This is a genomic window from Streptomyces sp. NPDC001980 (genome assembly GCF_040296885.1).
Taxonomy (GTDB): domain Bacteria; phylum Actinomycetota; class Actinomycetes; order Streptomycetales; family Streptomycetaceae; genus Streptomyces.
Genome location: NZ_JBEOYD010000017.1, coordinates 74,213 through 101,088, shown reverse-complemented (window position 1 = coordinate 101,088; position 26,876 = coordinate 74,213). Strand labels below are relative to the sequence as shown.

Here is a 26,876-nt window from a genome sequence, read left to right as displayed (position 1 = left end):
GATCAGGAGCCGAGTCAGTGCTCGCGGCGGCCGCATTCGGCTGGGTAGAGGGAGGAGCCCGGGGCGTGCTTGAACGGTGTTTGCCCGAGTTCGATGCAGGCGGTGCCCGAGACGTCGGCGGTCAGCGCGTCCATCCGGACGGTTTGCACGGCCTGTTCGAAGGGTGGTGGGACGTGTAGTTCGGCTTCGACCGGCGTCTGGAACGGTGTGCCTTCGAGGGCGGCGATGGCTGTCAGGGTGCCATCAGCCTGGAGTTCCGCCTCCTCGATGGTCAGCCGCCAGTGAAGGTCTGCCTCTGCCAGGAGTTGCTTGCCATGGATCCCATGGGCCAGAAGAGCGGTGCGGCGGCCGCGGATGTGTCGCGCTATGGCGCAGCAGAGCGGGACGTGGATGTCGTAGGGAGTGTCCACGCGGTTGTGGCCGGCGGTCGGGAAGTAGTCCAGCCCGTTGGACAGGAGCCCGAGGGCTGCGTCCTTGATGCGTGGTCGTTGGCCGTGCTCGATGAGGTCCAGCAGGATCGGGGTGGCTGCGTAGGCCGCTGGGAACACCATGGCAGCGTGCGCGCAGACGAAGCCACAACCGGCGAGGAGGGATGCCGCGTCGCCTGTCTCGTTGGCGGTGGTGGACACCGTGAGCAGACGTAGCGCGTGTGCGACGCGCTCTGGATCGTCGTACGGATGCGACGTCGGGTTGGGTATCGCCGACCAGTTCACAGCGTCTATGGCGTCAAAGGACACTCCCGCATTCTGCCGCGTCGGCGTAACACCCTCAGGCACTGCCTGGGGACTTCGGCCTGAGCCCTGAGCTTGGGAAGCCTGGGTTTCTTGGCGGCGGTTGCTGTGCTGACCTGCGGCGCAACGGTGTCGACGGCTGACGTGCGCAGCTTGCGTTCCCCGGTGTTCCCCGTGCGTTCCCGCACGACCTGGCACGGTTCTGGCACGTCTGCCGGGGTGCCAGCCACAGGGACAAGGGCGTTGTCAGTGGGGGCTGTTAGCTTCCGTGGCAGAGATGAGCCGGTTTGCGTTTGCTGGGGTTGCTGTACTTCGTTGCTGTACTGTCGCGCCACCGCTGTGGGACGGGTCAGTCGACGAAGTACTGGTCGTGTCTGTCGAAGAACTCGGCGCGCTCCGCCTCCGTGGCGTTGCCCATCTCCGACATCTTCTCGAAGAACTCCTCGCGCGGTGCGCCCGGCGTGAAGAGCAGCAGCATCTCGGCGAGGCTGTCGGAGTCGTTGCGGAAGGCGTGTAGCCCGCCCTGCGGAACGAGCAGGAAGTCGCCCTCCCGCGCGTCGACCCACTTCTCGCCATTGAAGAGGCGGACGGTTCCGCTGAGGATGAAGAAGGACTCCGAGATAGTCCGGTGGAAGTGTGTCGGGGGGCCACCCGCCTTCGCCCCCAGCATGACCCGGTAGAGGCCGAACTCACCGTGGGTGATGTCGCTTGTCGCGAGGTAGCGGATGCGCATGTCGGCTCCGGGTTCGCCGACATTCGTCGCAGTGTCGGCCGGCAGGAAGTGCGCGTTGATCTCGCCTCTGTCGCCGAAGTACACCTGCTTCGGGTACGACATGCAAACCATCCCCTTGGGTGCTCCGGAGGCCAGAGCTAGAGGTCGCGCGTACCTCTCCATCCTGTGCACAGCATCCGGGGTATGCCATTCGGGGGAATACCGCTCGCCGGTGCGTGGTCGCAAGTGATCGTCGGGCAGAGCGGGCCGAAGGCAGCAGCGCCGCCGGGGGCTTGAACGCGCACGCCGGTGCCCTCTGGCAAGCTGTTGCCCCCCCCCCCCCGCCGGAGAACTCGTCCGCCCGGCGATAAGGAGCGTGGTGGCACGAATAGTGACCGGATACCGGACTGCGGTCAGCTCTTGCCCAGGAGATCATGTACGTGCTGCACGGTGGAACTCGAATTCAGCACGAAGTCACTTCCCAAGCCGATCGCGAGGCAAATGCGCTTTGCCTGAAGCGCATCCGCCTTGCGCCAGCATCCGAGAATATTGGCTTCCTGGCCGGCCGAGTGGTCACTCTCCCCAAGGAGATGAGGCGGCCGCCAACTCCATCCTTGTCACACCGTCGGTCTGACGCTCGCGCAGCAGTTCGCCGCCAATGGAGTAGCGAGGCGCTGCGGCGTCTGACCGAGCAGCTCGTTCCACGATGGCGTCGACCAACGAACGCACCATGTCGAGACGGGGGTAGGCGGCGTGGATCTCAACCTGCCATGCAGCGGCCAGCTCCGCATTGCGCCCGAAGTCCATCCCCACACCTTCGCGAGTGAGGTAACTCAGCAGCCCTCGGCGCTCAGCAATGCCAGGGGAGGTATGCAGAGCGATAGCCTCCCAGACGCGGTCGATGTCCGCTGCGGGAATGCCATGTGCCTGGAGCAGAGCTGCCGCCAGGTCGGCGCCCTCCACCTCGAAGCGGGCTTCGCCCTTCGCGAGATTGCCGGTACCCAGATCGTGCAGGACGGTTGCGGCGAACAGCAGGTCACGATCGTATGCGGCATCTTCCAGACACCCCTCGCGCTCAGCCAGGAGCTGCGCGAAATAGAAACTCCGCACGCTATGGTTGAAAACAGAAGTGGTTTCGGAGTCACGCACTGCGGAGACGACGGCCTCGGCCAACGGGCCAATCGGAAACTCAAGCGAGAAGTCCATATGTGCAGGCTAGGCGTCCCGAGTCCAACCACAGCAGATGCGTGCGTGCCACCAGTCGCAACATTCGTGCCATGCATTCGACGGACTGGCCTGATCTGCTGCGCCGGTTTCTACCAAGGATCGCCTTCGGTGAGCACGTCTTCGCGCAGGGCTTCTCCGACCGGGGCGCCGGCTCGGACCGGGCCGAACGGCACGGCGACCGGTGGGTATTGAAGGGGCAGAAACTGTGGTCCTCCGGCGCGCACAAGGCAAGCTGGACGTTTGTCCTAGCCCGGACCAACCCCGACGCTGCGGCGCATCGCGGCATCCGCATGCTCGGTCAGGAATGGGATCCGTGACGATGGTAGGAATTCGAGTAGGAAATGAAGACTTACGCGACGCTGTCCTGACGGTAAGCCTCTGCGTCTCTGGTCAGTGACAGCCGCTGGGCATCGAACTCCCGTGAAGGCAGGCGTGTGGGCGGACGTGTGGACGTGGTTGACGACAACGATCGGCCGGACATCAAGCCTTGCTCGACGGGGCCGAGTTGAACGTCTCGCGGTACGCGCGGGGCGGTACTCCGACGTGGGCCTTGAACAAGTTCCGGAAGTTGGCCGGCGTGCCCAGGCCGCAGCGCCGTGCGACCGCTTCCACCGTCAGGTCGCTCGACTCCAGGAGTTCCCGTGCCAGGCCGAGCCTTGCGTCGAGTAGCCAACGCATGGGCGGTCGGCCGGTGTCGGCGTGAAAGCGGCGGATGAGGGTGCGACGCGACATCCCGGCCTTGCGCGCCAACTGGTCGACGGTGAGCTGCTGGTGCAGGTTGCGTAGGGCCCACTCGTACACCGGCGACGGTCCGTCATCCGGGTCGGGGGGCACCGGCAGGTCTACGAACTGGGCCTGACCGCCCGTGCGGTGCGGCGCGGCGACCAGCAGACGTGCTCGCTGGTTCGCCAGTCGGGTGCCGTGATCGCGGCGGATGAGGTGCAGGCACAGGTCGAGGCCGGCGGTGACGCCGCCGGAGGTCAGCACGTGGCCTTCGTCGATGTACAGAGCCTCCGACTGCACCGTCACCTGTGGGTACTGCTTCGACAGTGTTGCCGCGTACTGCCAGTGCGTGGTGACTCGTCGGCCGTCGAGCAGACCGGCGGCGGCAAGGGCAAACGCTCCCAAGCAGATGGACACCATGCGGCTGCCCCGAGCTGCCGCCTCCGCGAGCGCGGCGCTGACAGCGGCGGAGGGTGTGTCGGGCTCCAGGTACCCCGGGACTATCACGGTGTCTGCGGTAGCCAGGGCGTCCAACCCCTCGGCGACCGACAGCGTGGGGCCGCCGTGCATCGCGACGAGCCCGGGCTGTTCCGCACACACCGTCAGCGTGTAGGGCCCGTCCGGCCAGCTCCCGAAGACCTGCAACGGGATCCCGATGTCGAGTGCGAGGACGTTCTCGAGAGCCACCACGACCACGCGGTGCTTTCCGCCTGACATCTCACCTCCCAGCCGATGGCACGATCCTATCTCTGCATGGCATGCGTGCCACTGACTCCTTCGCCCGGATCGCACCTACGGTCGTCTCATGACTGACAGAGACGTCGCCTGCCGCTGCCACGCACCGTGAGGGGTTTACAGCGCCGGCGAAAACGCCTGGGCGGACCTGCACCGCGAGACGTCATGGACAAGATCGTGGCCGCCCCGTCACCACCGTCCTCCCCTGATGCACGGCAGAGGGCAGCTTCGTGCGATCCCGCCAGGCGCGACACGACGTCGCACCGCTACCGATAGGGGCAACCGCCATGAGCATCACGCTGGATACGGCCCAAGCCGTGATCGAGAAGGCCCGCGCCCACGCGGTGGCGATCGGCGTCGCGATGAACATCGCGGTCGTCGACAGCGGCGGGCACCTGGTCGCGTTCGCCCGCATGGACGGGTCGATCCTCGGCTCGATCGAGATCGCGCTGGCCAAAGCGAAGACCTCGGTTCTGTTCAACGGCCCGAGCGAGAACCTGTGGGAGTTCTGCAAGCCCGGCGGCCCGGCTCCCGCGACCGAGTACACCAACGGCGGCCTGATCCCCTACGCGGGGGGCCTCCCCATGCACGACGACAGCGGCACTCTGATCGGGGCCATCGGCGTCTCGGGCGGCATGCCCGTCCAGGACGGCGAGGTCGCCCGCATCGCGCTCGGAAAGGAAGCACGATGAAGAAGATCCTGATCACCGGCGCCGGCACCGGCCTGGGACGCGGCACCGTCATCGGCCTGGCCCGGGCCGGGCACCAGGTCATCGCCACCACGGAGATCTGGTCGCAGGTGACCGAACTGCGCAGGCACATCGAGGAACTCGGCCTGCAGGACCGCGTCACGGTCGACAAGCTCGACGTCCTGGACACCCGCGACATCGCGGCCGTCTCCGGCTGGGACTTCGACACCTTCGTCAGCAATGCCGCGATCGGTGACTGCGGGCCGCTGGCGGAGATTCCCGTCGAGCTGGTCCGGCGCACGTTCGAGACGAACGTCTTCGCGAACCTGGAACTCACCCAGCAGGTGATCCGCACCTGGGTGGACGCCGGCACGGCGGGCCGCGTCGTCATCGTCAGCTCGATGGGAGGCATGCTCACCGCGTTCGGCCTGGGGCCCTACTGCGCAACCAAGCATGCGCTCGAGGCGATCGCGGCAACCCTGCGCGACGAGCTCGCGCCGACCGGCATCACCGTTCAGACCATCAACCCCGGGGCGTACCTGACGGGATTCAATGACCGTATCGCGGACACGACCTTCCGCTGGCTGGATGACGCGGTCAACTTCAACCGGACCGAGGACGTGAGGGCCCGTTTCGCGGAAATCCTGGCCGACCAGTACGAGCCGCAAGACATGATCGACAAGATGGTCGAGATCATCGGCGCCGAGCAGGGAAAGTACCGGAACGTCTGGCCCCCGGAGACTGAGAAGCTCATCAAGGAGGTCCAGGAAGCAGCCTGGACCCGCAAGGTGTGATTCGAGGCGCTCCGCCTCCCCGACACGGGCCTCACCCGGGACGCCTACGCCTAGGTCTGTGCGTCTGCCACCAGTGTCACTCAGCTCTGGGGGGCGGATGCCGTTCGCAGGTCATGTCCCCTCATCCCGGCCGGCCGTGGGAGCCCGCTTCGAGGGTTGCGCGAAGGATGGCCAGGGTGGAGGCGATGCGGGCCAGGTCGTCAGGGGGAACCGCCGCAGTCAGTGAGATGAGCTCGCTTTCGACGATGGGGCGGGAAGCGGACAACTGCTTCTCACCCGCGGATGTGAGGCGGAGGACGGACGAGCGGCGGTCCTGGGGGTGCGCGACGCGCAGGCACCAGCCCGCAGCCGCCAGCCGGTCGACCGCCTTGCTGACGGCCCCGACGGTGATCGCCAGTTCGCCGACGATGTCGAGCACGCGGCACCCCGGCACGCGGTCGATGATCTCCAGAAGCTCGAACTGCCCCAGCCCCAGCCCTTGTTCGGCGCGCAACCGGGCGCTCACCGCGTTGTAGAGCCGGGTCTCGACGCGGACCAGATCGATGAAAGTCGGGGTGATGTGGCTCACATTGGCTCCAGTAGATTCCCAGGAATCATCTTCCTTGGAATCCGGTTGGGGTCAGGCAGGTGGATTCCCAGGAATCTATCCTCGCACCCCGACCCCTGGAGGCCCCGCATGTCCCGACAGCAGCGCGACGACCTGGACGCCGTACTCCGCTCCGCCCCCCGCAGCGAGAAGCGGCCCACTCCCGAGGAGCAGCGCAGCGATTTCGCCGCGGCCATCACCCGCCCCGCACCGGCGGGCGTGGTCACCCGCAGGACCGTCCTGGGCGGGCGGCCGGCCCTGGAGCTGGAGCCGGCCGAAGCCACCGGCCGCGGCCGACTGCTCTACCTGCACGGCGGCGGCTACGTCATCGGCTCTCCGGACACCCACGCAGGGCTGGTCGGTGAACTGGCCCGCCGCGCCGGCCTGCGCGCGACGTCGGTGGATTACCGGCTGGCGCCCGAGCACCCTTTCCCCGCGGCTGTCGACGACGGGCTCGCGGCCTACCGCGAGCTGCTGGCGTCGGGCACCGACCCACGGGACCTCATCATGGCCGGTGACTCCGCCGGTGGCGGACTGAGCATCGCCACGCTGCTCGCCGCCCGGGAGGCCGGGCTGCCGCAACCAGCCGCCGTGGTCGTCTTCTCCCCCTGGGCCGACCTCACCCTCGCTGGAGGAAGCATCCGCTCCAAGGAGAGCGCCGACCCCATTTTCACGGAGGCCGACCTGCGCGCCTGCGCCGATCTCTACGTCGGCGCAGGCGACAGGGCGCATCCCTTGGCCAGTCCGGTGTTCGCCGACCTCACCGGACTGCCCCCACTCCTCGTGCAGGTCGGGGCGAACGAGGTGCTCCTCGACGACGCGGTCCGGCTGGCCGGCCGCGCGGGCGCCGACGGCGTCGAGGTCACGCTCGAAGTCGGCCCCGGCCTTCCCCACGTCTTCCAGCACCACTACGGCCGCCTCGACGAGGCGGACGCCGCACTCGACCGCGCCGCCCGCTTCCTCACCGCCCACCTGAGCGCCGGCGCCGACCGTCTCGAACCGATCCACTGACACCGACCCCGGCGGCCTCCACGTGATGTCGGCGACGGCCGCAGGAGCACCATCGCCGACATCACGGGTTCAATTCCAGCAAGTTCAACGTCTCTGCGGTATCTGGTGTGGACCACTTCGCGTATGCGCGTCCTTCGCCGGCAGGGAGTCACACCGGGGTCGGCAGGTCCATGAGCGCGAGTTTGGCCGGGTCGGCATATCGGCGCGAGAAGACCTCAGTGGCTCACCTGACCGTAGTCCGGCCCGAGGGTACAGGCGCCGATCAGCCGCCGCCGCCGGCACGACGAGCCATGGCGGACACCTCAGCCTGGGCCTGAACCGCCCCACCGAGCACGACGAACCCCAGGGCAACGGTGGAAAGAACCGTCTCCGTTCCGGAAGAGAAGCCGAGAAGTTTCGACCCTCCGTCCAACACGAAGCCACCGCCCATGGCTGCCTGTCCCCAACCAGCCCTGCGCGACCGCGCGTACGCTGCGGCCCCCCGGCCGATCAAGGTCAACACGCCCAGAACTACGAACAAGCAGCCGGACCCCAGCATGATCCACGCGGACATGGCACCCCTCCGCGGGAGGGCTACTGCACGAGCGAACCAAGCGCGGCGATGGGCTTGACCTGGGCCGGAGACCTGAGGGAGCTGCGCGAGCGGCTGCCCGCGATGGTGACGATCGACCCGGCCAAGGAACAGCGCCTGCACCGGGCGCTGGATCCCTTCTTCGCCGTCGCCGCCACCGAACAAGTCGAGTACGGCGCGCCCCTGGCCCGGGAGGAGGCCCTGGACCTGCTCGAAATGACGCCGAGCGCACGCCACTTGAGCCGCGCGGAGCTGAGCGATGACGGCCCCCTGCCCGACCGGATCACCGTCTCGGTGCTGGCCACCGCCTACCGGCCCCGGTGACCGCGAACGGGTCCGGCAGGGCCCGGCCCTGGACATGATCTGAGGTTAGGCTAACCTAATCTCCATCCCGTCCGGCGGTGTTCCCGCACGTCCGAAAGCAGCCACACCTATGTCCAACGTCAGAGCAGCCCACCTCACCCGCCGTGGCATCCTCGCCGCCGGTGGCGCCCTCGGTCTCGGCGCCGCGCTCGCGGCCTGCGGTGACGACGACGCGAAAAGCGGCTCCTCCGACAAGGAGACGACGGCCGCCAAGTCCGGCCCCTGGACGTTCAAGGACGACCGAGGGACCACCGTGAAGCTGGACAAGGCCCCGGCGAACATCGTCGCGTTCGTCGGCGTCGCCGCCGCGCTCTACGACTACGGCATCAGCGTCAAGGGCGTCTTCGGCCCGACGAAGACCAAGGCCGGCAAGGCCGACGTCCAGGCCGGCGACATGGACATCAGCAAGCTGACCATCCTCGGCAACGAGTGGGGCCAGTTCAACGTCGAGAAGTACGCGGCGCTCGCCCCGGACGTGCTCATCACCACGCTGTTCGACGCCGCCGGCACCCTCTGGTACGTCCCGGAGGAGTCCAAGGACAAGATCGCCAAGCTCGCCCCGAGCGTCGGCATCTCGGCCTACGACCGTCAGCTGACCGTCCCGCTCCAGCGCGTCTGGGCCCTTGCGGAGTCGCTCGGCGCGGACATGACGGCGAGCAAGGTCACGGACGCCAAGAAGCGTTTCGAGGAGGCGTCCTCCCGGCTGCGCGCCGCCGCCAAGGCGCACCCCGACATCACGGTGATGGCCGGTTCCGCCGCCCAGGACCTGTTCTACGTCTCCGGCTCCAGCCTCTCCGTGGACCTGGAGTACTTCAAGGCCCTCGGCGTGAACTTCGTCGAACCGTCGGCGTCCGTACTGAAGGCGAGCGGCGGCTGGTACGAGAGCCTGAGCTGGGAGAACGTCGACAAGTACAAGGCCGACATCATCATGATGGACGACCGCTCGGCGACCATCCAGCCCGCCGACATCACCCAGGCCACCTGGAAGAAGCTCCCCGCGGTCAAGGCCGGCCAGGTCATCGCCCGCTCCCCCGAGCCGATCTTCTCGTACGACAAGTGCGTCGCGATGGTGGAGAACCTCGCCAAGGCGATCGAGACGGCGAAGAAGGTCAGCTGACCCGCCAGAGGCAGCACATCCACACAACTTCCTGAGTCTCAGGAGCACATATGACGACGGCCGTAGCCGCCCCGTTCCGTTTCTTCTCCCTCCAGGTCGCACGGACGAGGCGGCTCGGTCCGTCTCTGGTCCGGGTCACCTTCGCCGGCGCCGACCTGGCGCACTTCCACTCCCACGGACGCGACCAGTCGCTCTCCCTGTTCATCCCGGCCGAGGGACACACCGAGCCCGCGGTGCCGACAGAGCTCGGCGACGGGTGGTGGCAGGGCTGGCGCGAACTCCCGGACGACGTACGGGCCGTGATGCGGTCGTACACGCTGCGGGCGCTGCGCCGGGACCCCGACGAGATCGACATCGACTTCGTGCTGCACGGGGTCGAGCCGGGGGCCGCCACCCCCGCGGGGCCCGCCTCCCGGTGGGCGTCGCGGGCCCGCGCCGGTGACCGGGTGATCCTGCTCGGACCCGCGATCGCCGACAACCGGGCGATCCGCTTCCGGCCGCCCGAGGACACCGACCTGGTGCTGATCTGGGGCGACGAGACCGCCGTACCCGCCGCGACCGCCGTCCTCGAATCCCTCCCCGCCGGTGCCCGGGTGCGCGCCTGGCTGGAGGTGCCGTGCGCCGGGGACGTCCAGGACGTGGCCACCGAGGCGGACGCGGAGATCACCTGGCTGGTGGGCGGCCGCGATGCCGTGGCGGAGATCCGCGCCGCGCAACTCCCGTCCCACGCGCACCCCTACGCCTGGATCGCCGGGGAGTCGGGACAGGTGAAGGAACTGCGCCGGCACCTCGTCGGCGAGCGCGGGATCGACCGGCGCAAGGTCACCTTCGTCGGGTACTGGCGGCAGGGTCTGACGGAGGAACAACTCCGGGCGGCCGGCGAGTAGTCCGAGGCGGGCGAGCAGTTACGGCCGCCGACGTGACGGCTGTCACGGGAGGGGCAGCGTTTCACTCGCGTTACTTAGGTTAGGCTAACCTAAGTGGAGCCGATCGCTCCCCTCCCCCGCACGGAACGTCCCGGAGGCCCCCCTCATGCGCTCGCACCTGCTCAATGACCTCACCGCGGAGCAGTACCGCCGCTCCGTGACCGAAGGAGTAGAGCGGGTGGCGGCCAAACTCGCCACCACCGACCGTCCGTTCACCGGCGTCACCGTCGACACCCTCTCCCCCCGCATCGACGGCATCGACCTCGACCGGCCGCTGCACGACACCACCGCGGTCCTCGACGAGTTGGAGGACGTCTACCTCCGGGACGCCGTCTACTTCCACCACCCCCGCTACCTCGCCCACCTCAACTGCCCGGTGGTCATCCCGGCGGTGCTCGGCGAGGCGGTGCTCTCCGCCGTCAACTCCTCCCTGGACACCTGGGACCAGTCGGCCGGCGGCACCCTCATCGAGCGGAAACTGATCGACTGGACGGCCGAGCGGATCGGCCTCGGCCCGGCCGCCGACGGCGTGTTCACCTCCGGCGGCACCCAGTCCAACCTCCAGGCGCTGCTGCTGGCGCGGGAGGAGTCGAAGACCGACTCGCTCGCCAAACTGCGCATCTTCGCCTCCGAGGTCAGCCACTTCAGCGTGAGGAAGTCGGCGAAACTGCTCGGCCTCGGCCCGGACGCGGTGGTCTCCGTCCCCGTCGGCGCCGACAAGCGGATGCAGACCGTCGCCCTCGCCCGCGAGCTGGAGCGCTGCACGGAGGACGGCCTGGTACCCATGGCGGTCGTCGCCACCGCCGGCACCACCGACTTCGGCTCCATCGACCCGCTGCCGGGGATCGCCGAGCTGTGCGAGCAGTACGGCGTGTGGATGCACGTCGACGCGGCCTACGGCTGCGGGCTGCTCGCCTCCCTGAAGCACCGGGACCGGCTCGCCGGCATCGAGCGCGCCGACTCGGTCACCGTGGACTACCACAAGTCCTTCTTCCAGCCGGTGAGTTCGTCCGCGGTGCTGGTCCGGGACGGGTCGACCCTGTGCCATGTCACATATCACGCGGACTACCTCAACCCCCGCCGCATGGTCACCGAACGCATCCCCAACCAGGTCGACAAGTCCCTCCAGACCACCCGCCGCTTCGACGCCCTCAAGCTGTGGATGACCCTGCGCACCATGGGCGCCGACGGCATCGGCGAGCTCTTCGACGAGGTCTGCGAGCTGGCGGAGGAGGGCTGGAAGCTCCTCGTGGCCGACCCGCGCTACGACGTCGTCGTCGAGCCGTCCCTGTCCACCCTCGTCTTCCGTTACATCCCGGCGGCCGTCACCGACCCGGCCGAGATCGACCGCGCCAACCTCTACGCCCGCAAGGCCCTGTTCGCCTCCGGCGACGCGGTGGTCGCGGGCACCAAGGTCGGCGGCCGCCACTACCTGAAGTTCACCCTGCTCAACCCCGAGACCACGACGGCCGACATCGCCGCCGTCCTCGACCTGATCGCCGGCCACGCCGAGCAGTACCTGGGAGAGTCCCTTGACCGCGCGTCCTGAACACCCGACCAAAACCTATGACTTCGTGGGGATCGGGCTCGGGCCCTTCAACCTCGGCCTCGCCTGCCTCACCGAGCCGATCGCCGGACTGGACGGCGTCTTCCTCGACTCGAAGCCCGACTTCGAGTGGCACGCCGGCATGTTCCTGGACGGCGCCCACCTCCAGACCCCGTTCATGTCGGACCTGGTCACCCTGGCCGACCCCACCTCGCCGTACTCCTTCCTCAACTACCTGAAGGAGAAGGGCCGGCTGTACCCGTTCTACATCCGCGAGAACTTCTATCCGCTGCGGGTGGAGTACGACGACTACTGCCGGTGGGCCGCGAACAGGCTGACCAACGTCCGCTTCGGCACGACGGTGACGGAGGTCCGGTACGACGACACGGACGAGGTCTACGTCGTCACGACGGCCGCCGGCGAGACCTACCGCGCCCGTCACCTGGTCCTCGGCACCGGCACCCCGCCCCACATCCCCGAGGCCTGCCGGGGCCTGGGCGGCGACTTCATCCACAACTCGCGTTACCTGCGGCACAAGCAGGAACTCCAGTCCAAGGAGTCGATCACGCTGGTCGGCAGCGGCCAGTCCGCCGCCGAGATCTACTACGACCTGCTCAGCGAGATCGACGTCCACGGCTACCGCCTGAACTGGGTGACCCGCTCCCCCCGCTTCTTCCCCCTCGAATACACCAAGCTCACGCTGGAGATGACCAGCCCCGAGTACATCGACTACTACCACGCCCTGCCCGAGGCGACCCGCTACCGGCTCACCGCCGAGCAGAAGAGCCTCTTCAAGGGCATCGACGGCGACCTGATCAACGAGATCTTCGACCTGCTCTACCAGAAGAACCTCGGCGGCCCGGTGCCGACCAGACTGCTCACCAACTCCGCCTTGACCGCGGCCGCCTACGACAACGGCACGTACACCCTCTCCCTCCGCCAGGAGGAGCAGGGCAAGGAGTACGAGATCGAGACCCAGGGCCTGGTCCTGGCCACCGGCTACCGGTACGCCGAGCCCGAGTTCCTCAGGCCCGTCCACGACCGGCTGCGCTACGACACGCACGGCAACTTCGACGTGGCCCGCAACTACGCGATCGACGTCACCGGCCGGGGCGTCTTCCTGCAGAACGCCGGCGTCCACACCCACAGCATCACCAGCCCCGACCTGGGCATGGGCCCCTACCGGAACGCGTACATCATCCGCGAGCTGCTCGGCTCGGAGTACTACCCGGTGGAGAAGACGATCGCCTTCCAGGAGTTCGCGGTATGAGCACGATGACGATGGCCTTCACCTTCCGTCCCCTCGACCCCCTCAAGGACGCCGAGCTGCTGCACCGCTGGGTCACCCACCCCAAGGCGGCCTACTGGATGATGCAGGACGCCCGGCCGGAGGACGTCGAGCGGGCGTACATGGAGATCGCGGCCGACGAACACCACCACGCGCTCCTCGGCCTCGGCGAGGACGGCGAGCCGGCCTTCCTCATGGAGTACTACGACCCGGCCCACCGCGAGCTGGTCGGGCTCTACGAGCCCGAACCCGGCGACGTCGGGATGCACTTCCTCACCCCCGCCACCGACACCCCCGTGCACGGCTTCACGAAGGCCGTCATCACCGCCGTGGTCGCCCACCTCTTCGAGAACCCGGCGACCCGCCGGATCGTCGTCGAGCCGGACGTCGGCAACAAGGCCGTGCACGCACTGAACGAGGCCGTCGGGTTCGTGCCCGTACGGGAGATCCAGAAGCCGGAGAAGAAGGCGTTGCTGAGCTACTGCACCCGGGAGCGGTTCGAGCGGGCGGTGGCCGCCGTATGACCCTCGCCGACTCCGTGGCCCACCTCTCCCCCGAGCGCTGGGAGAAGGCCAACCGGCTCCTCATACGCAAGGCCCTTGCGGAGTTCGCCCACGAGCGCCTGATCACCCCGGAGGAGGAAGGGGCCGGTTACGTCGTCCGCAGCGACGACGGGCTCACCCGCTACCGCTTCACCGCCGTCCGCCGCGCCCTGGACCACTGGCAGGTGGACGCCGACTCGATCACCCGTACCCGGGACGGCGCCGAACTCCCGCTCGCCGCCCTGGACTTCTTCATCGAGCTGAAGGACGCCCTGGGGCTCGGCGACGAGGTCCTGCCGGTCTACCTGGAGGAGATCTCCTCCACCCTCTCCGGCACCTGCTACAAGCTCACCAAGCCGCAGATCCCCGTCGCCGAGCTCGTCCGCGCCGGCTTCCAGGCGATCGAGACCGGGATGACCGAGGGCCACCCCTGCTTCGTCGCCAACAACGGGCGGCTCGGCTTCGGCGTCCACGAGTACCTGTCGTACGCCCCGGAGACCGCGAGCCCGGTCCGGCTGGTGTGGCTGGCGGCCCACCGGTCGCGGGCCGCGTTCACGGCGGGGGTCGGCATCGAGTACGAGTCCTTCGTACGGGACGAGTTGGGCACGGCGACCGTCGAGCGCTTCGACGGCGTCCTGCGCGACCGGGGTCTGGACCCCGCCGACTACCTCCTCATCCCGGTCCACCCCTGGCAGTGGTGGAACAAGCTCACCGTCACCTTCGCCGCCGAGGTCGCCCGCGGCCACCTGGTGTGCCTGGGCGAGGGCGACGACGAATACCTGGCCCAGCAGTCCATCCGGACCTTCTTCAACAGCTCGCACCCGGAGAAGCACTACGTCAAGACCGCTCTCTCGGTCCTCAACATGGGCTTCATGCGCGGGCTTTCCGCCGCCTACATGGAGGCCACCCCGGCCATCAACGACTGGCTGGCCCAGCTCATCGACAACGACCCGGTGCTCAAGTCCACCGGCCTGTCGATCATCCGGGAGCGGGCGGCCGTCGGCTACCGGCACCTGGAGTACGAGAAGGCGACCGACCGCTACTCGCCGTACCGGAAGATGCTGGCCGCGCTGTGGCGGGAGAGCCCGGTGCCGTCCCTCCGGGAGGGCGAGTCGCTCGCGACCATGGCCTCCCTGCTGCACGTGGACCACGAGGGCGCCTCCTTCGCGGCCGCGCTGGTCGAGCGGAGCGGGCTGCCGGCGCGGGAGTGGCTGCGCGCCTACCTCCGGGCCTACTTCACGCCCCTCCTGCACAGCTTCTACGCCTACGACCTGGTGTTCATGCCGCACGGCGAGAACGTCATCCTGGTCCTGGAGGACGGTGTGGTGCGGCGGGCGGTCTACAAGGACATCGCCGAGGAGATCGCGGTCATGGACCCGGACGCGGTGCTGCCGCCGACGGTCGAGCGGCTGCGCGTCGAGGTCCCCGAGGACAAGAAGCTGCTCTCCATCTTCACGGACGTCTTCGACTGCTTCTTCCGCTTCCTCGCCGCGAACCTCGCGACCGAGGGGGTCCTGACGGAGGACGACTTCTGGCGGACGGTCGCCGAGGTCACCCGTGAGTACCAGGAGTCGGCGCCCGAACTCGCCGACAAGTTCGCGCAGTACGACATGTTCGCGCCCGAGTTCGCGCTGTCCTGCCTCAACCGGCTCCAGCTGCGCGACAACCGGCAGATGGTGGACCTGGCGGACCCCTCGGGCGCCCTCCAGCTGGTCGGAACCCTGAAAAATCCCGTCGCGGGGTTCTGATCCGGGCGGACGGGCTCCCCCGAGTACGGTCCTCGGGGGAGCCCGTCGGTCGTTTCACCCTGGTTTCACCCTAGTGCGCGGGCCAGGGCACCTGCGGCGAGCGGTAGTAGGCGATGCCGAGGGCGTCCCAGCGCGGGGCCTGCGCGGCGAGCCGCACCTTGTAGGCGTCCCAGGAGTGGGTGGCGGCCGGGGACCAGCCGAGCTCCGCCACGCCCGGCAGCCGTGGGAAGGCCATGTAGTCGATGTCGGCGTTCGTCACGATGGTCTCCGTCCACAGCGGCGCCTCGACGCCCCTGACGGCCGAACCGGGGGCGCCGGCGAGGTACTCGCCCGGGTCCCAGTCGTACGACCGCCGCACCTCCACCAGGCCCGCCCAGTCCTGGCCCAGCGGGGTGTCCTCGGTGTACTTCATGTCCAGGTACACCCGGTCGGCGGGCGAGAGGATCAGCCCGGTGCCGCTCCGGGCGGCTCTGACCACCTGGGCCTTCTCGTCGGCGCTCGTGTCGTCCAGGCCCCAGTACTGGGCGAGGGCCCCGGGCGCCGGGTGGGCGCCGGTCAGCTGGTGCCAGCCGATCACCGTCTTGCCGTACTTCGCGACGATCGGCTGCACCCGGTCCATGAACGTGACGTAGTCCTCGTGGCTGGTGGAGTGCGCCTCGTCGCCGCCGATGTGGAGATAGCGGCCGGGGGTGAGGGCGGCCAGTTCGCGGATGACGTCGTCGGCGAAGTCGTACGTCACCTGCTTTCCGGCGCACAGCGAGCTGAAGCCGACCTCCGTGCCCGTGTACAGCGGCGGTGCGGTGCCGTCGCAGTTGAGGTCGGCGTAGGAGGCGAGGGCGGCGTTGGTGTGCCCTGGCATGTCGATCTCGGGGACGACCTCCAGGTAGCGGGAGGCCGCGTACCGGACGATCTCCTCGTACTGGGCCTTGGTGTAGTGACCGCCCGGGCCGCCGCCGACCTGGGTCGAGCCGCCGTAGCTCGCCAGCCGCGGCCAGGAGTCGATCGCGATGCGCCAGCCCTGGTCGTCGCTGAGGTGCAGATGCAGCTCGTTGATCTTGTAGAGGGCCAGCTGGTCGATGTAGCGCTTGACCTGGGCCACGGTGAAGAAGTGCCGGGAGACGTCGAGCATCGCGCCGCGGTAGGCGTAGCGGGGGCGGTCGGCGACGGTGCCGCCGGCGACCAGCCAGGGGCCGGGCTGCACGGTGTCCTTCTCGACGGCCGCGGGGAGCAGCTGGCGCAGGGTCTGGACGCCGTGGAAGAGGCCGGCGGGCTCGGCGGCGGTGACGGTGACGCCGTCGCGGCCGCTGTCGAGCCGGTAGCCCTCGGCGCCGAACGGGCCGGGGGCCAGGCGCAGCCGGATGCCCGCGGTGCCGTGGGTGGTCAGGGGCAGCCGGTAGCCGGTCGACGGGCGCAGCAGGTCCGCGAGGTACCCGGCGACCCGGCGGGCCTCCCCGGAGCCGTCGACGCGGATGGCGGTGTCCCGGGTGATGCGGTACGGCGCTCCGCCGGGCGTGACCGACGCGGGCGCCGGGACGACCTGGCCGAGCGGGGTGGGCGCGGTCGCGGGGGACGCCGGGGTGGCGCCGACCGTGAAGGCACCGGCCGCCGCGACGAGCAGCAGGGATCCAAGGACGCGGGCCAGACGGGGAGTTCGGGACGTTCGGAGAGTTCGGGGAGTCGTTCTGCGGTGCGTTCGCACATGCGCTCCCTTCAGCGGGGGGGGGTGAGACCGAACCAGGATTGGTCGAGACCACTCTCCCGCACTTCCGGTGGAACAATCCCCGCATGGCGGAAATCATCCAGAAGGACGGCATCTGGGTCTTCGACGGAGACGCCCTGCGGCTGACTCCCGGACGGGACCGGAACGTCGGTGTGCTGCGCCGGGTGCTGGGTGAACTGGTCGTGCCGCTGGGCGCGTTGGCGGGGATCTCGTTCGAGCAGGGCCGCAAGCAGGGGCGGCTGAGACTGCGGCTGCGGGACGGCGCCGATCCGCTGCTGCACGCCACCGGCGGCCGCCTTGCCGAACCCCACGACCCCTATCGGCTGACCGTCGAGTCGGACCGGTACGGGGTCGCCGAGTACTTCACGGACGAGGTGCGCGACGCGCTGCTCCTCGAAGAGGTGCCGGGCACGCCGGTGGGCGAGTTCCTGCTGCCGGGGCCGCCGCTGCCGCTGTCGGTCTCCGCCGGGGACGGCACGGCGTCGTTCGACGGGGAGCGGGTCCAGCTGGAGTGGAACTGGAAGACGGAGGACGTCAAGGCCGCCGCGGGTCCGCGCACACTCGCCCTGGCGGACATCCTCGGCGTGGAGTGGCAGCCGTCCGCCGGGCTGGAGAACGGCCATCTGCGGTTCCGGGTGCGCGGTGCGCCGGTCGAGGTCCGGGCCAAGTACGACCCGAACGCGCTGGAGTTGTGGGGGTTCAAGCGGGATCCGCTGATGGCGCTGGTCGCGGCGGCGGTGCAGGCGCGGCTGCCGCATCCGTCGGCGGCCGACGCGGCGGAGGCGTCCCAGGAGCCGGAGGCGGCGGCCGGGGCCGATCACGACGCGCTGCTGCGGCGGCTCCGCGAACTGGGTGAGCTGCACCGCGCGGGGGTGCTCACGGACGAGGAGTTCACGAGGGCCAAACAGGCGGTCCTCAAACGCTTGTGAGGACCGCCTGCGGGTGCCCTGCGCCCTGCCTTCCGGCGCACGGCGGTGCTACTTGGTCTTACTGGGCCTTACTTGGCCTTGCGGGCCACGGTGAAGTGGTCGATGCGGTCGCCGGTCTCGGCGATGCCCGACACCTTCAGCTTGGCGTACTGGCCGCGCGGTGCGGGCTCGACGTCGACGCGCAGGAAGGAGTAGTTGAGGTAACGCACCCGGGACCAGGCGACGGTCTCGTTGACCTTGCCGTCCTTGGTGTTGATGAAGGAGGCGACGGAGTCGACCTCGTTCAGGTGGCCCTCGTAGGAGTCCGGGGCGGTGAACGCGTAGAGGCTGCGGCCGGCCGCGCCCGCGGTGACGTAGACGACACCCTCGGTCTCGGAGTAGGCCGTCTCGCCGATCGGGAGCTTCTTGACGACGGTGTTGCCCTTGATGACGTCGGTGCGCTCGTACTGGTGGTTGTGGCCGTTGATGACCAGGTCCACCGTGTACTTCTCGAACAGCGGCACCCACTCCTGTCGCACGCCCCCCTCCGAGGCGTGCGCCGTGGAGGTGCAGTAGGCGCAGTGGTGGAAGAACACGACGATGAAGTCGATGTCCTTCGAGGCGCGGAACTTCTTCAGCTGCGCCTCGAACCACTTGGTCTGGGTGCCGCCAGAGATGCCAAGGTTCGCCGGGATCTCGAAGGAGACGTCGTTCGGGTCGAGCGAGATGATCGCCGTGTTGCCGTGGACGAAGGAGTAGACGCCCGGCAGGTTCTTCTTGTCCGGCCCGTTGTCGGGCAGGGAGAAGCGGGCCTCCTCGCCGCCGTAGCCGTTCGGCGAGTACCAGGCCTCCATGTCGTGGTTGCCGTACGACACCATCCACGGCACGGACTTGGCGACCGACTCGGTCTGGGCCAGGAACTGGTCCCACACGCGGGAGTCGAAGCCGGTGTCGGCGGTCTTGCCGGCGCCGGCCGGGTCGGCGTAGGCGATGTCGCCGGCGTGCAGGTGGAAGCTGGGGTTCTGGCCGAGGATCAGGCTGTCGTTGGCCAGGCCGTGGTAGCTGACACCCTGGTCGCCGAAGGCCGTGAAGGTGAACGGCTCCTTGTGCGAGGGCGCGGTGGTGAAGGTGCCGATGGTGCTGGCGAACTGCGGCGAGGCCGGGTCGAAGCCCTCGTGGCCGACGCCGTAGAAGTAGGTGCGGCCGGGCTTGAGGTTGGCCAGCTTGGCGTGCACGTAGTACTGGGTGTGGTCGCCGCTGGCGCCGATACCGGCCGGGGTGTACAGGGTGCGGATCTCGGCGTCGATCTTGACCGAGAGGTGCGAGGCGTGGGTGCCGATGCGGACGAAGGGCTTCTTGACCGCGACCGGGACCTGCCAGGAGATCGTCATCTCCGTGCTGGCGTCGGTGCCGTAGGCCAGGTGGCGGCCGAACGGCGCCACGTAGGCGCCGTCGACGTACTGGGTGGCGGGGGCGGAGGACTGGGTGGGGACGGCGGCCTGGGCCGTGCCGCCCATGACGAGCGAGCCGCCCGTGACGGCGCCGAGCGTCACGGCGCCGCCTCTGATCATGGAGCGCCGGGAGAACTTGGCGCGGAGGTACTCGTGCTGCTCGGCCATGCTCATGCGCTCGGCGAGCTCATCGGGTACGCCCATACGAGGAATGTCCATGGCGTCTGAAAATCGTCTCCACAAGCGACGTGGCGCAAGACACAGGATGGACAGGCTGCGAACAGCACCCCATAAGAGATTCAACAGTCTGTTGCCCGAAATCGGGCAGGATTCTTGCGAAACCGGCGCCGGTACCCCAGGATCTACCGGGTGCACGACGAACTCGTTGATCACCTGACGCGATCCTCGCCCCTGAGCCGGGGCGAGGCGCTGCGGGTGATCCAGGACGTGCTCGCCTACTTCGACGAGACGACCGCAGACTACGTCCGTCGCCGCCACCGCGAGCTCCAGACGGAAGGCCTGGTCAACGCGGAGATCTTCGACCGGATCGCGGCGGATCTGAAGTACAGGGCGGTCGCCCCGCCGGAGCTCACCCTCCGGCAGCTGCGCCGCATGGTCTACGGATGACTACGGCTTAGGGATACGGAACACCCATATATGTGCGGAATTGTCGGATACATCGGTAGGCGCGACGTCGCCCCCCTCCTCCTCGAAGGCCTCCAGCGGCTGGAGTACCGCGGCTACGACTCGGCGGGCATCGTCGTCTCCGCGCCGAAGACGGCCGGTCTGAAGATGGTGAAGGCCAAGGGCCGGGTCCGCGACCTGGAGGCCAAGGTCCCGGCGCGCTTCAAGGGCACCACCGGCATCGCCCACACCCGCTGGGCCACCCACGGCGCCCCCTCCGACGTGAACGCCCACCCGCACATGTCGGCGGACCAGAAGGTCGCCGTCGTCCACAACGGCATCATCGACAACGCCGCCGAGCTGCGCCGCAAACTGGAGGCGGACGGCGTCGTGTTCCTCTCCGAGACCGACACCGAGGTCCTCACCCACCTCATCGCCCGCTCCCAGGCGGAGACCCTGGAGGAGAAGGTCCGCCAGGCGCTGCGTCTGATCGAGGGCACTTACGGCATCGCGGTCATGCACGCCGACTTCCCCGAGCGGATCGTCGTCGCCCGCAACGGCTCCCCGGTCGTCCTCGGCATCGGCGACAAGGAGATGTTCGTCGCCTCGGACATCGCGGCCCTGGTCACCCACACCCGCCAGATAGTGACGCTCGACGACGGCGAGATGGCCACCCTCAAGGCCGACGACTTCCGCACCTACACCACCGAGGGCACCCGGACGACGGCCGAGCCGACCACCGTGGAGTGGGAGGCCGAGTCGTACGACATGGGCGGCCACGACACCTACATGCACAAGGAGATCTTCGAGCAGCCCGACGCGGTCGACCGCGTGCTGCGCGGCCGGATCGACGACCGCTTCTCCACCGTGCACCTCGGCGGCCTCAACCTGGACGCCCGTGACGCGCGTGCCGTGCGCCGGGTGAAGATCCTCGGCTGCGGCACGTCGTACCACGCGGGCATGATCGGCGCCCAGCTGATCGAGGAGCTGGCCCGCATCCCGGCCGACGCCGAGCCGGCGTCGGAGTTCCGCTACCGCAACCCGGTGGTCGACCCCGACACCCTGTACATCGCGGTCTCCCAGTCCGGTGAGACGTACGACGTGCTCGCCGCGGTCCAGGAGCTGAAGCGCAAGGGCGCGCGGGTGCTGGGCGTGGTGAACGTGGTGGGCTCGGCGATCGCGCGGGAGGCGGACGGCGGCACGTACGTGCACGCGGGTCCCGAGGTCTGCGTGGTCTCGACGAAGTGCTTCACGAACACGACGGTGGCCTTCGCGCTCCTCGCCCTGCACCTCGGCCGTATCCGCGACCTGTCCGTCCGCGACGGCAAGCGGATCATCGACGGCCTGCGCAAGCTGCCGGCCCAGATCTCGGAGATCCTCGCCCAGGAGGCGGAGATCGAGAAGATGGCCGCGGAGTACGCCGAGGCCCGCTCGATGCTCTTCATCGGCCGCGTCCGGGGCTACCCGGTGGCCCGCGAGGCGTCCCTGAAGCTCAAGGAGGTCTCCTACATCCATGCGGAGGCCTACCCGGCGTCCGAGCTCAAGCACGGCCCGCTGGCCCTGATCGAGCCGGCCCTCCCCACGGTGGCGATCGTCCCCGACGACGACCTCCTGGAGAAGAACCGCGCGGCCCTGGAGGAGATCAAGGCCCGCCACGGCAAGATCCTGGCGGTGGCCCACCAGCACCAGGAGAAGGCGGACCGCACGATCGTCGTCCCGAAGAACGAGGACGAACTCGACCCGATCCTGATGGGCATCCCCCTCCAACTCCTCGCCTACCACACGGCGAAGGTCCTGGGCCGCGACATCGACAAGCCCAGGAACCTCGCCAAGTCGGTGACGGTGGAGTAGGACCGTTTGGCTGTGCAGGCAGGCCGACGAAACCGAACGGACCCCCACGTGTGCCACCAAGCCACGGGGGGGTCCGCTCTATTTGTCGCCGGGGACGCCCAACTCCCCGGCGTCGGCTGCCATATCAGCCGTGGGCCGTCACCCCCCGACCGGCAGCCCGCCCCGGCAGCACCGTCGGCCAGTGCGCGAGCGCGGCCGTCGCGGCGTACCAGGCCACCGCCCCCGCCGCCACCGCAACCCAGCCGCCGACCTTGGTCAGTGACGAGCTGTCGGCGAACTGCGCGACGGCGAGCAGCAGCATCGCCAGGAACAGCAGTCCGTGCATGCCCTGTCCGAGCTGGTCGCCGCCCGCGAGGGTCAACGACAGGGCCACGAGGGCGAAGAGGAGCAGGAAGAGCCCGGCCCCGTTGGCCGAGGTGTGGCCACCGGACGAGACGGCCCAGGTGAACCAGAGGGCGCCGAGGGCCACATAGCCCGTGCCGTTCGCGGTGTCCCGGTCACGGAAGGCCAGCAGGCCGACGAGGAAGAGGGCGACTCCGCCCACGTAGTGGGCGATTGACACGGCGTCGGAGGTGGTGACGTCGTCGATGACACCGGTGGTACCGAGTCCGAACGCCAACAGGGTGATACCCAGGGCGAGTCGGCCGGCCACGGTGGTGGTTCCGCTTCCCGCAGAGACGTCGTTGTCCACGGCGGGCTCCCTTCATGCTTTGTGCAGTTGTGCGCGGTGACCGATATATGCCCTTCACAAGGGCACAAACACCTCTGCACGCCAGGAATTTCAGGCCCTGCACGAAGAGAGCCGGACCGTTCCCACTCCACATCTCACCTGGGGGAACGTGGAGTTACGGAATGACAACGACAGGCCGCTTGGCCCGCTTGGCGAGCCGCCCGGCGACGGAGCCGAAGATCCGCCCGACGATCCCGTGGGTCGACCCCACGACGATCGCGTCGGCCTCGTACTCCCGCCCCACCTCTTCGAGTTCGTGGCAGATGTCACCGCCGCGCTCGACGAGGATCCAGGGCACCTCGGCCAGGTAGTCGGCGCAGGCGAGTTCGAGACCGAGCACCTCGGTGCGGTGGTCCGGAACGTCGACGAAGACGGGTGGCTCGCAGCCGGCCCACACGGTGGTCGGCAGTCGGTTGGCGACGTGGACGATGATCAGCCCTGCGCGGGAGCGGTGTGCCATCCCGATCGCATAGGCGAGGGCGCGCTCACTGGAGGTGGAGCCGTCGAAGCCGACGACCACTCCGTGTTTGAAGGCGGGATCGCAGGAAGGGCGTGACTCTTCCGCCGCCAGCGCATCGGCCGCCGTGGGGTCGGCGACCGGCCGCTTGCGGTCCGCTGGATCGAAGAATTCGTGACCGGCCATGGCTGTCTCGGCGTTGTGATCCTTTGTGGGAGGGCCGACAGTGTGCGGCGGAGCTGTGTCCGGGAAACATCTTCCCAACCCCATACCCCCAAGGGTACGGCGGCACGCCTCCTCAGCCCAGATCCCGCGCACTCTCCGTAGGGGACCTTCCCCGGAGTCGGTTAGGGGTTCCAGGGAGCATGCACGAGCCGCGCCCGTAACGCAATGGTTGCTGCCCCGTACAGGCGGTTTGCACAGGATTCGGACAGCACCGGAGCCCACGCACGGTGACCGACCGCTCGAACGCGCGTTGATCCCGGTACGAGTGCGTCACGAGGGAGCACAAGGGAGCACGACGAGGGAGTACGACCATGTCCGGACCGCGCCCCACCACCCCCCGCCCGCGCCGTGCCCCCGGCCCGCACCGCACCCCCTCCCCGCACCGCACCCCCTCCCCGCACCGCACCTCCTCCCCGCATCACGGCCCCTCCCCGCGCCGCGCTCCGGACACCGCCGGCGACGTGGTTCGCTGGGCCGCGTTCTCCTGCGCGCTCGTCCCCGTCGTGCTCCTCTGGTACGGCACCCCGCCGGCCGGCGCGGCCGGCACCGCCCTCGGCCTCGCCGCCGTCACCGTCGCGTGTCGCTTCCTGCTGCGCCGCTCGGAGCTCGGCGCGAGGCCCGGCGCCGAGCGTGGGGCGGCGCCCCGGGGAGGCGGACGTCACACCCGGAGCACTACACCGGTCGACTGACCGGTTTCCGTGCACACCAACGCTTCTTTTCAGCCAACTTGGCGGACCTGTGCAAGAGGGGCGCCACCCACCCCCCAACCCCCGTTCCACCTGCACGGAAAGGGTCTGCGGGACCCTCCGCACCCTACGCGGTTTGGCCACGGCGACGAGGCGCACTTCCCTGCACGGCCCGTGAGTGCAACCCTTCGTGATCGAATGCTTCACGCCAAGTTGTCATGTCGACAATCGACGGCGTGTCGAACTGGTCAACGCGACACTGCGGAAACCAGTAGATTCGATCTTGACGTCTTACGGCGGGGGACTCGTGCAGGACCGAGGGGAAACGTGCAGGAGCGACACAACCGAGGAGCCGCGACCACCGAGGGGGGCTTAGCAGGATGAGCCACGACTCCACTGCCGCGCCGGAAGCCGCGGCCCGGAAACTGTCCGGGCGACGCCGCAAGGAGATCGTCGCGGTGCTGCTGTTCAGCGGCGGCCCCATCTTCGAGAGTTCCATACCGCTGTCGGTGTTCGGGATAGACCGCCAGGACGCCGGCGTACCGCGCTACCGACTGCTGGTGTGCGGTGGTGAGGAAGGCCCGCTGCGGACCACAGGGGGCCTGGAACTCACCGCGCCGCATGGCCTGGAAGCGATCTCGCGCGCCGGGACGGTCGTCGTACCGGCCTGGCGCTCGATCACCGCGCCGCCACCGGAAGATGCGCTGGACGCGCTGCGCCGCGCCCATGAAGAAGGGGCCCGCATAGTCGGGCTGTGCACGGGCGCGTTCGTGCTGGCCGCCGCAGGCCTGCTGGACGGCCGCCCGGCCACCACCCACTGGATGTACGCGCCGACGCTGGCCAAGCGCTATCCGTCGGTGCACGTCGACCCGCGAGAACTCTTCGTGGACGACGGCGACGTCCTCACGTCGGCCGGTACGGCGGCCGGAATCGATCTCTGTCTCCACATCGTGCGGACGGACCACGGCAACGAGGCGGCCGGTGCGCTCGCCCGCCGCCTGGTGGTCCCGCCGCGCCGCTCGGGCGGTCAGGAGCGCTACCTCGATCGATCTTTACCAGAGGAGATCGGCGCCGACCCGCTCGCCGAGGTCGTCGCCTGGGCGCTGGAGCACCTCCACGAGCAGTTCGACGTGGAGACGCTGGCGGCGCGCGCGTACATGTCGCGCCGCACCTTCGACCGCCGTTTCCGCTCGCTGACGGGGTCGGCCCCGCTCCAGTGGCTGATCACGCAACGGGTCCTCCAGGCTCAGCGCCTCCTGGAGACGTCGGACTACTCGGTGGACGAGGTGGCGGGCCGCTGCGGCTTCCGCTCCCCCGTCGCCCTGCGCGGTCACTTCCGCCGTCAGCTGGGTTCGTCCCCGGCGGCGTACCGGGCCGCGTACCGGGCACGCCGCCCGCAGTCCGACCGCCCCGACACCCCGGAACCGGCCCCGCTGCCGCCGACGGGCCCGCTCGCGGTCCCGTACCCCGAGGGCGTACTGCCGATGCAGACCCGCAGGACAGCAACGGTAGGCCTCTCGGCCAGCCTCCCGGGTCCCCGCACCGGCAGCTGACCCTTCCCCCGCCCACCCGGCACCCTCGGGTGGGCGGGCCCCGGCCCTCGCCCACCCACCGCTCGACTCGGCAGGACAAGGAGCGAGCCCGAGAAGACGGCACTCAGCTGCCGTCTCAGCCCGTCCGGCGTTCGAGGACGAGGCCGTAGGCCGATGATGCGGGGGCGCGGGGCGGCAGTCCCCGCAGACGTCGGCGTTGCACCGGGGGCCCACAAACGCCGACGTCAGCTTTAGGGTGGTCGCATGAACGATCGCATGGTGTGGATCGACTGCGAGATGACCGGCCTCTCGCTGTCCGACGACGCGCTCATCGAGGTGGCCGCACTGGTCACCGACTCCGAGCTGAACGTGCTCGGCGAGGGCGTGGACATCGTCATCCGTCCGCCGGCCAAGGCACTGGAGACGATGCCGGAGGTGGTGCGGCAGATGCACACCACGTCCGGCCTGCTCGACGAGCTGGCCGGCGGCACGACGCTCGCCGAGGCCGAGGAGCAGGTCCTGGCCTACGTACGGGAACACGTGAAGGAACCCGGCAAGGCCCCGCTGTGCGGAAACTCCGTCGGCACCGACCGCGGCTTCCTCGCCCGGGACATGGCGGCCCTGGAGGGCTGGCTGCACTACCGGATCGTCGACGTGTCCAGCGTCAAGGAGCTGGCCCGGCGCTGGTACCCGCGGGCCTACTTCAACAGCCCGGAGAAGAACGGCAACCACCGCGCCCTCGCCGACATCCGCGAGTCGATCGCCGAACTGCGCTACTACCGCGAGGCCATCTTCGTACCGCAGCCCGGCCCGGACTCGGACACCGCGCGGACGATCGCGGCCAAGCACGTCCTGCCTGCGGAATAGCCGTCCGGGAGCCGCCCGGGAGCGGTCCCGGAGACGTCCGGCAGGTCTCCGGAGGGCCGCCGGGAAAGCCGTGCGCGAGCACCCCTTCGGACCCTGTACACTTTTTCTCGGCCGGTCGGAGAAACCACAAAGTCACCACCGGTCGTGGTGGGTGTAGCTCAGCTGGTAGAGCACCTGGTTGTGGTCCAGGATGTCGCGGGTTCGAGTCCCGTCACTCACCCTTGAACAAAAGGCCCCTGGCCTGCGGAAACGCAGGCCAGGGGCCTTTTGGTTTCCCGGCTCGGCCAAACGGCGGCCTGGCGCGGCCGGATTTTCGATCTGCTGTCCGATCCCATGCCGAGGCCTTCAAGAAGCTCCCCACACCAGTTCGCTGAGGGGGGATCAACGATCCAGACCACCTACCGTTTCGGATCGACAGCGAGCGGACGGGTGGGGATGTTCCGGGCTCCGCCCTCACCCGAGGACTGTGACCCAGGTCTCACCGCGCTCGTGCAGCAGATCCCGCGGCTGCCCCGT

Annotated in this window: 26 protein-coding genes, 1 tRNA gene and 1 pseudogene; 18 read left to right on the top strand and 10 right to left on the bottom strand. The window is 69.0% G+C overall.

The features are described from left to right. Positions 1–14: 14 nt before the first annotated feature. The 3 genes from ABT137_RS25755 to ABT137_RS25745 form a co-directional block, all read right to left on the bottom strand. Positions 15–737 carry a hypothetical protein gene (locus ABT137_RS25755; RefSeq protein WP_351712765.1) on the bottom strand — a complete coding sequence of 241 codons (723 nt, stop codon included), beginning with the start codon at positions 735–737 and terminating at the stop codon, positions 15–17. A 343-nt stretch (positions 738–1,080) separates the two neighbouring features. Continuing rightward, positions 1,081–1,566, bottom strand: coding sequence for a cupin domain-containing protein (locus tag ABT137_RS25750; RefSeq protein WP_351712763.1), 486 nt, complete (start codon positions 1,564–1,566; stop codon positions 1,081–1,083). Between the two features lie 450 nt (positions 1,567–2,016). Further along, on the bottom strand, positions 2,017–2,649 hold the full coding sequence (locus ABT137_RS25745) for an HD domain-containing protein (RefSeq protein ID WP_351712761.1): 633 nt from the start codon (positions 2,647–2,649) through the stop codon (positions 2,017–2,019). 71 nt (positions 2,650–2,720) lie between these two features. On the opposite strand from ABT137_RS25745, the gene ABT137_RS25740 reads away from it, so the two are divergent. Continuing rightward, on the top strand, positions 2,721–2,987 hold the full coding sequence (locus ABT137_RS25740; RefSeq protein WP_351712759.1) for an acyl-CoA dehydrogenase family protein: 267 nt from the start codon (positions 2,721–2,723) through the stop codon (positions 2,985–2,987). Between the two features lie 163 nt (positions 2,988–3,150). Here ABT137_RS25740 and ABT137_RS25735 read toward each other — a convergent pair whose 3' ends face one another. After that, positions 3,151–4,110: a GlxA family transcriptional regulator gene (locus tag ABT137_RS25735; RefSeq protein ID WP_351712757.1), complete on the bottom strand. Its 960-nt coding sequence runs from the start codon at positions 4,108–4,110 to the stop codon at positions 3,151–3,153. A 305-nt stretch (positions 4,111–4,415) separates the two neighbouring features. Between ABT137_RS25735 and ABT137_RS25730 the strand changes: the two genes are divergently transcribed. Next, positions 4,416–4,820: a GlcG/HbpS family heme-binding protein gene (locus ABT137_RS25730; protein ID WP_351712755.1), complete on the top strand. Its 405-nt coding sequence runs from the start codon at positions 4,416–4,418 to the stop codon at positions 4,818–4,820. Next, positions 4,817–5,611: an SDR family oxidoreductase gene (locus tag ABT137_RS25725; protein WP_351712753.1), complete on the top strand. Its 795-nt coding sequence runs from the start codon at positions 4,817–4,819 to the stop codon at positions 5,609–5,611. Before ABT137_RS25730 ends, ABT137_RS25725 begins: the two co-directional genes overlap by 4 nt. A gap of 121 nt (positions 5,612–5,732) precedes the next feature. Here the strand turns inward: ABT137_RS25725 and ABT137_RS25720 are convergent, their stop codons facing one another. After that, positions 5,733–6,179: a MarR family winged helix-turn-helix transcriptional regulator gene (locus ABT137_RS25720; RefSeq protein ID WP_351712751.1), complete on the bottom strand. Its 447-nt coding sequence runs from the start codon at positions 6,177–6,179 to the stop codon at positions 5,733–5,735. A gap of 108 nt (positions 6,180–6,287) precedes the next feature. Between ABT137_RS25720 and ABT137_RS25715 the strand changes: the two genes are divergently transcribed. Further along, positions 6,288–7,208: an alpha/beta hydrolase gene (locus tag ABT137_RS25715; RefSeq protein ID WP_351712749.1), complete on the top strand. Its 921-nt coding sequence runs from the start codon at positions 6,288–6,290 to the stop codon at positions 7,206–7,208. 262 nt (positions 7,209–7,470) lie between these two features. Here ABT137_RS25715 and ABT137_RS25710 read toward each other — a convergent pair whose 3' ends face one another. Continuing rightward, positions 7,471–7,761, bottom strand: coding sequence for a hypothetical protein (locus tag ABT137_RS25710; protein ID WP_351712747.1), 291 nt, complete (start codon positions 7,759–7,761; stop codon positions 7,471–7,473). A gap of 72 nt (positions 7,762–7,833) precedes the next feature. On the opposite strand from ABT137_RS25710, the pseudogene ABT137_RS25705 reads away from it, so the two are divergent. The 7 genes and pseudogenes from ABT137_RS25705 to ABT137_RS25675 all read left to right on the top strand — a co-directional run. Beyond that, a pseudogene (locus tag ABT137_RS25705) lies at positions 7,834–8,103 on the top strand (methyltransferase type 11); the annotation flags it as partial. A 109-nt stretch (positions 8,104–8,212) separates the two neighbouring features. Beyond that, positions 8,213–9,259 carry an ABC transporter substrate-binding protein gene (locus ABT137_RS25700; RefSeq protein WP_351712745.1) on the top strand — a complete coding sequence of 349 codons (1,047 nt, stop codon included), beginning with the start codon at positions 8,213–8,215 and terminating at the stop codon, positions 9,257–9,259. A gap of 50 nt (positions 9,260–9,309) precedes the next feature. Next, entirely contained in the window at positions 9,310–10,146 is an 837-nt protein-coding gene (locus tag ABT137_RS25695) for a siderophore-interacting protein (protein ID WP_351712743.1), read from the top strand. Positions 10,147–10,291: 145 nt separating this feature from the next. Then, complete coding sequence (desA, locus tag ABT137_RS25690; RefSeq protein WP_351712741.1) at positions 10,292–11,734, top strand: lysine decarboxylase DesA; 1,443 nt, start codon at positions 10,292–10,294, stop codon at positions 11,732–11,734. Further along, a complete protein-coding gene (locus ABT137_RS25685) occupies positions 11,718–13,001 on the top strand; it encodes a lysine N(6)-hydroxylase/L-ornithine N(5)-oxygenase family protein (RefSeq protein ID WP_351712739.1) in 1,284 nt (427 codons plus the stop codon). The genes desA and ABT137_RS25685 overlap by 17 nt, the downstream gene beginning before the upstream one ends. Continuing rightward, positions 12,998–13,543 (top strand): GNAT family N-acetyltransferase, encoded by a 546-nt coding sequence (locus tag ABT137_RS25680; protein ID WP_351712737.1) that lies wholly within the window; start codon positions 12,998–13,000, stop codon positions 13,541–13,543. Before ABT137_RS25685 ends, ABT137_RS25680 begins: the two co-directional genes overlap by 4 nt. Next, entirely contained in the window at positions 13,540–15,309 is a 1,770-nt protein-coding gene (locus ABT137_RS25675; RefSeq protein ID WP_351712735.1) for an IucA/IucC family protein, read from the top strand. Before ABT137_RS25680 ends, ABT137_RS25675 begins: the two co-directional genes overlap by 4 nt. Before the next feature lie 70 nt (positions 15,310–15,379). Here ABT137_RS25675 and ABT137_RS25670 read toward each other — a convergent pair whose 3' ends face one another. Beyond that, a complete protein-coding gene (locus ABT137_RS25670; RefSeq protein WP_502984575.1) occupies positions 15,380–17,008 on the bottom strand; it encodes a beta-N-acetylhexosaminidase in 1,629 nt (542 codons plus the stop codon). A gap of 86 nt (positions 17,009–17,094) precedes the next feature. Here ABT137_RS25670 and ABT137_RS25665 point away from each other — a divergent pair, with 86 nt between their 5' ends. After that, positions 17,095–17,958: a DUF4429 domain-containing protein gene (locus ABT137_RS25665; protein ID WP_351712733.1), complete on the top strand. Its 864-nt coding sequence runs from the start codon at positions 17,095–17,097 to the stop codon at positions 17,956–17,958. 68 nt (positions 17,959–18,026) lie between these two features. On the opposite strand, the gene ABT137_RS25660 is transcribed toward ABT137_RS25665, so the two are convergent. Continuing rightward, a complete protein-coding gene (locus tag ABT137_RS25660; protein WP_351712731.1) occupies positions 18,027–19,592 on the bottom strand; it encodes a purple acid phosphatase family protein in 1,566 nt (521 codons plus the stop codon). A 165-nt stretch (positions 19,593–19,757) separates the two neighbouring features. Here ABT137_RS25660 and ABT137_RS25655 point away from each other — a divergent pair, with 165 nt between their 5' ends. Both ABT137_RS25655 and glmS read left to right on the top strand, forming a co-directional pair. Continuing rightward, positions 19,758–20,015, top strand: a complete 258-nt coding sequence (locus tag ABT137_RS25655) for a hypothetical protein (RefSeq protein WP_351712729.1) — start codon at positions 19,758–19,760, stop codon at positions 20,013–20,015. A 30-nt stretch (positions 20,016–20,045) separates the two neighbouring features. Then, the gene (glmS, locus tag ABT137_RS25650; protein ID WP_351712727.1) at positions 20,046–21,863 is read left to right on the top strand and encodes a glutamine--fructose-6-phosphate transaminase (isomerizing); all 1,818 of its coding nucleotides are present in this window, start codon (positions 20,046–20,048) and stop codon (positions 21,861–21,863) included. A 124-nt stretch (positions 21,864–21,987) separates the two neighbouring features. On the opposite strand, the gene ABT137_RS25645 is transcribed toward glmS, so the two are convergent. Continuing rightward, positions 21,988–22,554, bottom strand: a complete 567-nt coding sequence (locus ABT137_RS25645) for a GPR1/FUN34/YaaH family transporter (RefSeq protein ID WP_351712725.1) — start codon at positions 22,552–22,554, stop codon at positions 21,988–21,990. Positions 22,555–22,708: 154 nt separating this feature from the next. After that, positions 22,709–23,236: a universal stress protein gene (locus ABT137_RS25640; protein ID WP_351712723.1), complete on the bottom strand. Its 528-nt coding sequence runs from the start codon at positions 23,234–23,236 to the stop codon at positions 22,709–22,711. A gap of 350 nt (positions 23,237–23,586) precedes the next feature. Between ABT137_RS25640 and ABT137_RS25635 the strand changes: the two genes are divergently transcribed. The 4 genes from ABT137_RS25635 (at position 23,587) to ABT137_RS25620 (ending at position 26,580) form a co-directional block, all read left to right on the top strand. Next, a complete protein-coding gene (locus tag ABT137_RS25635) occupies positions 23,587–23,964 on the top strand; it encodes a hypothetical protein (protein ID WP_351712721.1) in 378 nt (125 codons plus the stop codon). 377 nt (positions 23,965–24,341) lie between these two features. Continuing rightward, positions 24,342–25,514, top strand: a complete 1,173-nt coding sequence (locus tag ABT137_RS25630; protein WP_351712719.1) for a helix-turn-helix domain-containing protein — start codon at positions 24,342–24,344, stop codon at positions 25,512–25,514. 243 nt (positions 25,515–25,757) lie between these two features. Further along, the gene (gene orn / locus ABT137_RS25625) at positions 25,758–26,360 is read left to right on the top strand and encodes an oligoribonuclease (RefSeq protein WP_089105167.1); all 603 of its coding nucleotides are present in this window, start codon (positions 25,758–25,760) and stop codon (positions 26,358–26,360) included. 147 nt (positions 26,361–26,507) lie between these two features. Continuing rightward, a tRNA-His gene (locus ABT137_RS25620) sits at positions 26,508–26,580 on the top strand. Positions 26,581–26,876: the final 296 nt, after the last annotated feature.

Bases quoted from the DNA above. Each gene is read 5' to 3' on its own strand.
- ABT137_RS25660 (WP_351712731.1), bottom strand. From the start codon at position 19,592: ATGGGCGTACCCGATGAGCTCGCCGAGCGCATGAGCATGGCCGAGCAG.
- orn (WP_089105167.1), top strand. From the start codon at position 25,758: ATGAACGATCGCATGGTGTGGATCGACTGCGAGATGACCGGCCTCTCG.
- ABT137_RS25640 (WP_351712723.1), bottom strand. From the start codon at position 23,236: ATGGCCGGTCACGAATTCTTCGATCCAGCGGACCGCAAGCGGCCGGTC.
- desA (WP_351712741.1), top strand. From the start codon at position 10,292: ATGCGCTCGCACCTGCTCAATGACCTCACCGCGGAGCAGTACCGCCGC.
- ABT137_RS25750 (WP_351712763.1), bottom strand. From the start codon at position 1,566: ATGTCGTACCCGAAGCAGGTGTACTTCGGCGACAGAGGCGAGATCAAC.
- ABT137_RS25740 (WP_351712759.1), top strand. From the start codon at position 2,721: ATGCATTCGACGGACTGGCCTGATCTGCTGCGCCGGTTTCTACCAAGG.
- ABT137_RS25630 (WP_351712719.1), top strand. From the start codon at position 24,342: ATGAGCCACGACTCCACTGCCGCGCCGGAAGCCGCGGCCCGGAAACTG.
- ABT137_RS25710 (WP_351712747.1), bottom strand. From the start codon at position 7,761: ATGTCCGCGTGGATCATGCTGGGGTCCGGCTGCTTGTTCGTAGTTCTG.
- ABT137_RS25725 (WP_351712753.1), top strand. From the start codon at position 4,817: ATGAAGAAGATCCTGATCACCGGCGCCGGCACCGGCCTGGGACGCGGC.
- ABT137_RS25730 (WP_351712755.1), top strand. From the start codon at position 4,416: ATGAGCATCACGCTGGATACGGCCCAAGCCGTGATCGAGAAGGCCCGC.
- ABT137_RS25735 (WP_351712757.1), bottom strand. From the start codon at position 4,110: ATGTCAGGCGGAAAGCACCGCGTGGTCGTGGTGGCTCTCGAGAACGTC.
- ABT137_RS25695 (WP_351712743.1), top strand. From the start codon at position 9,310: ATGACGACGGCCGTAGCCGCCCCGTTCCGTTTCTTCTCCCTCCAGGTC.
- ABT137_RS25700 (WP_351712745.1), top strand. From the start codon at position 8,213: ATGTCCAACGTCAGAGCAGCCCACCTCACCCGCCGTGGCATCCTCGCC.
- ABT137_RS25680 (WP_351712737.1), top strand. From the start codon at position 12,998: ATGAGCACGATGACGATGGCCTTCACCTTCCGTCCCCTCGACCCCCTC.
- glmS (WP_351712727.1), top strand. From the start codon at position 20,046: ATGTGCGGAATTGTCGGATACATCGGTAGGCGCGACGTCGCCCCCCTC.
- ABT137_RS25745 (WP_351712761.1), bottom strand. From the start codon at position 2,649: ATGGACTTCTCGCTTGAGTTTCCGATTGGCCCGTTGGCCGAGGCCGTC.
- ABT137_RS25715 (WP_351712749.1), top strand. From the start codon at position 6,288: ATGTCCCGACAGCAGCGCGACGACCTGGACGCCGTACTCCGCTCCGCC.
- ABT137_RS25635 (WP_351712721.1), top strand. From the start codon at position 23,587: ATGTCCGGACCGCGCCCCACCACCCCCCGCCCGCGCCGTGCCCCCGGC.
- ABT137_RS25675 (WP_351712735.1), top strand. From the start codon at position 13,540: ATGACCCTCGCCGACTCCGTGGCCCACCTCTCCCCCGAGCGCTGGGAG.
- ABT137_RS25665 (WP_351712733.1), top strand. From the start codon at position 17,095: ATGGCGGAAATCATCCAGAAGGACGGCATCTGGGTCTTCGACGGAGAC.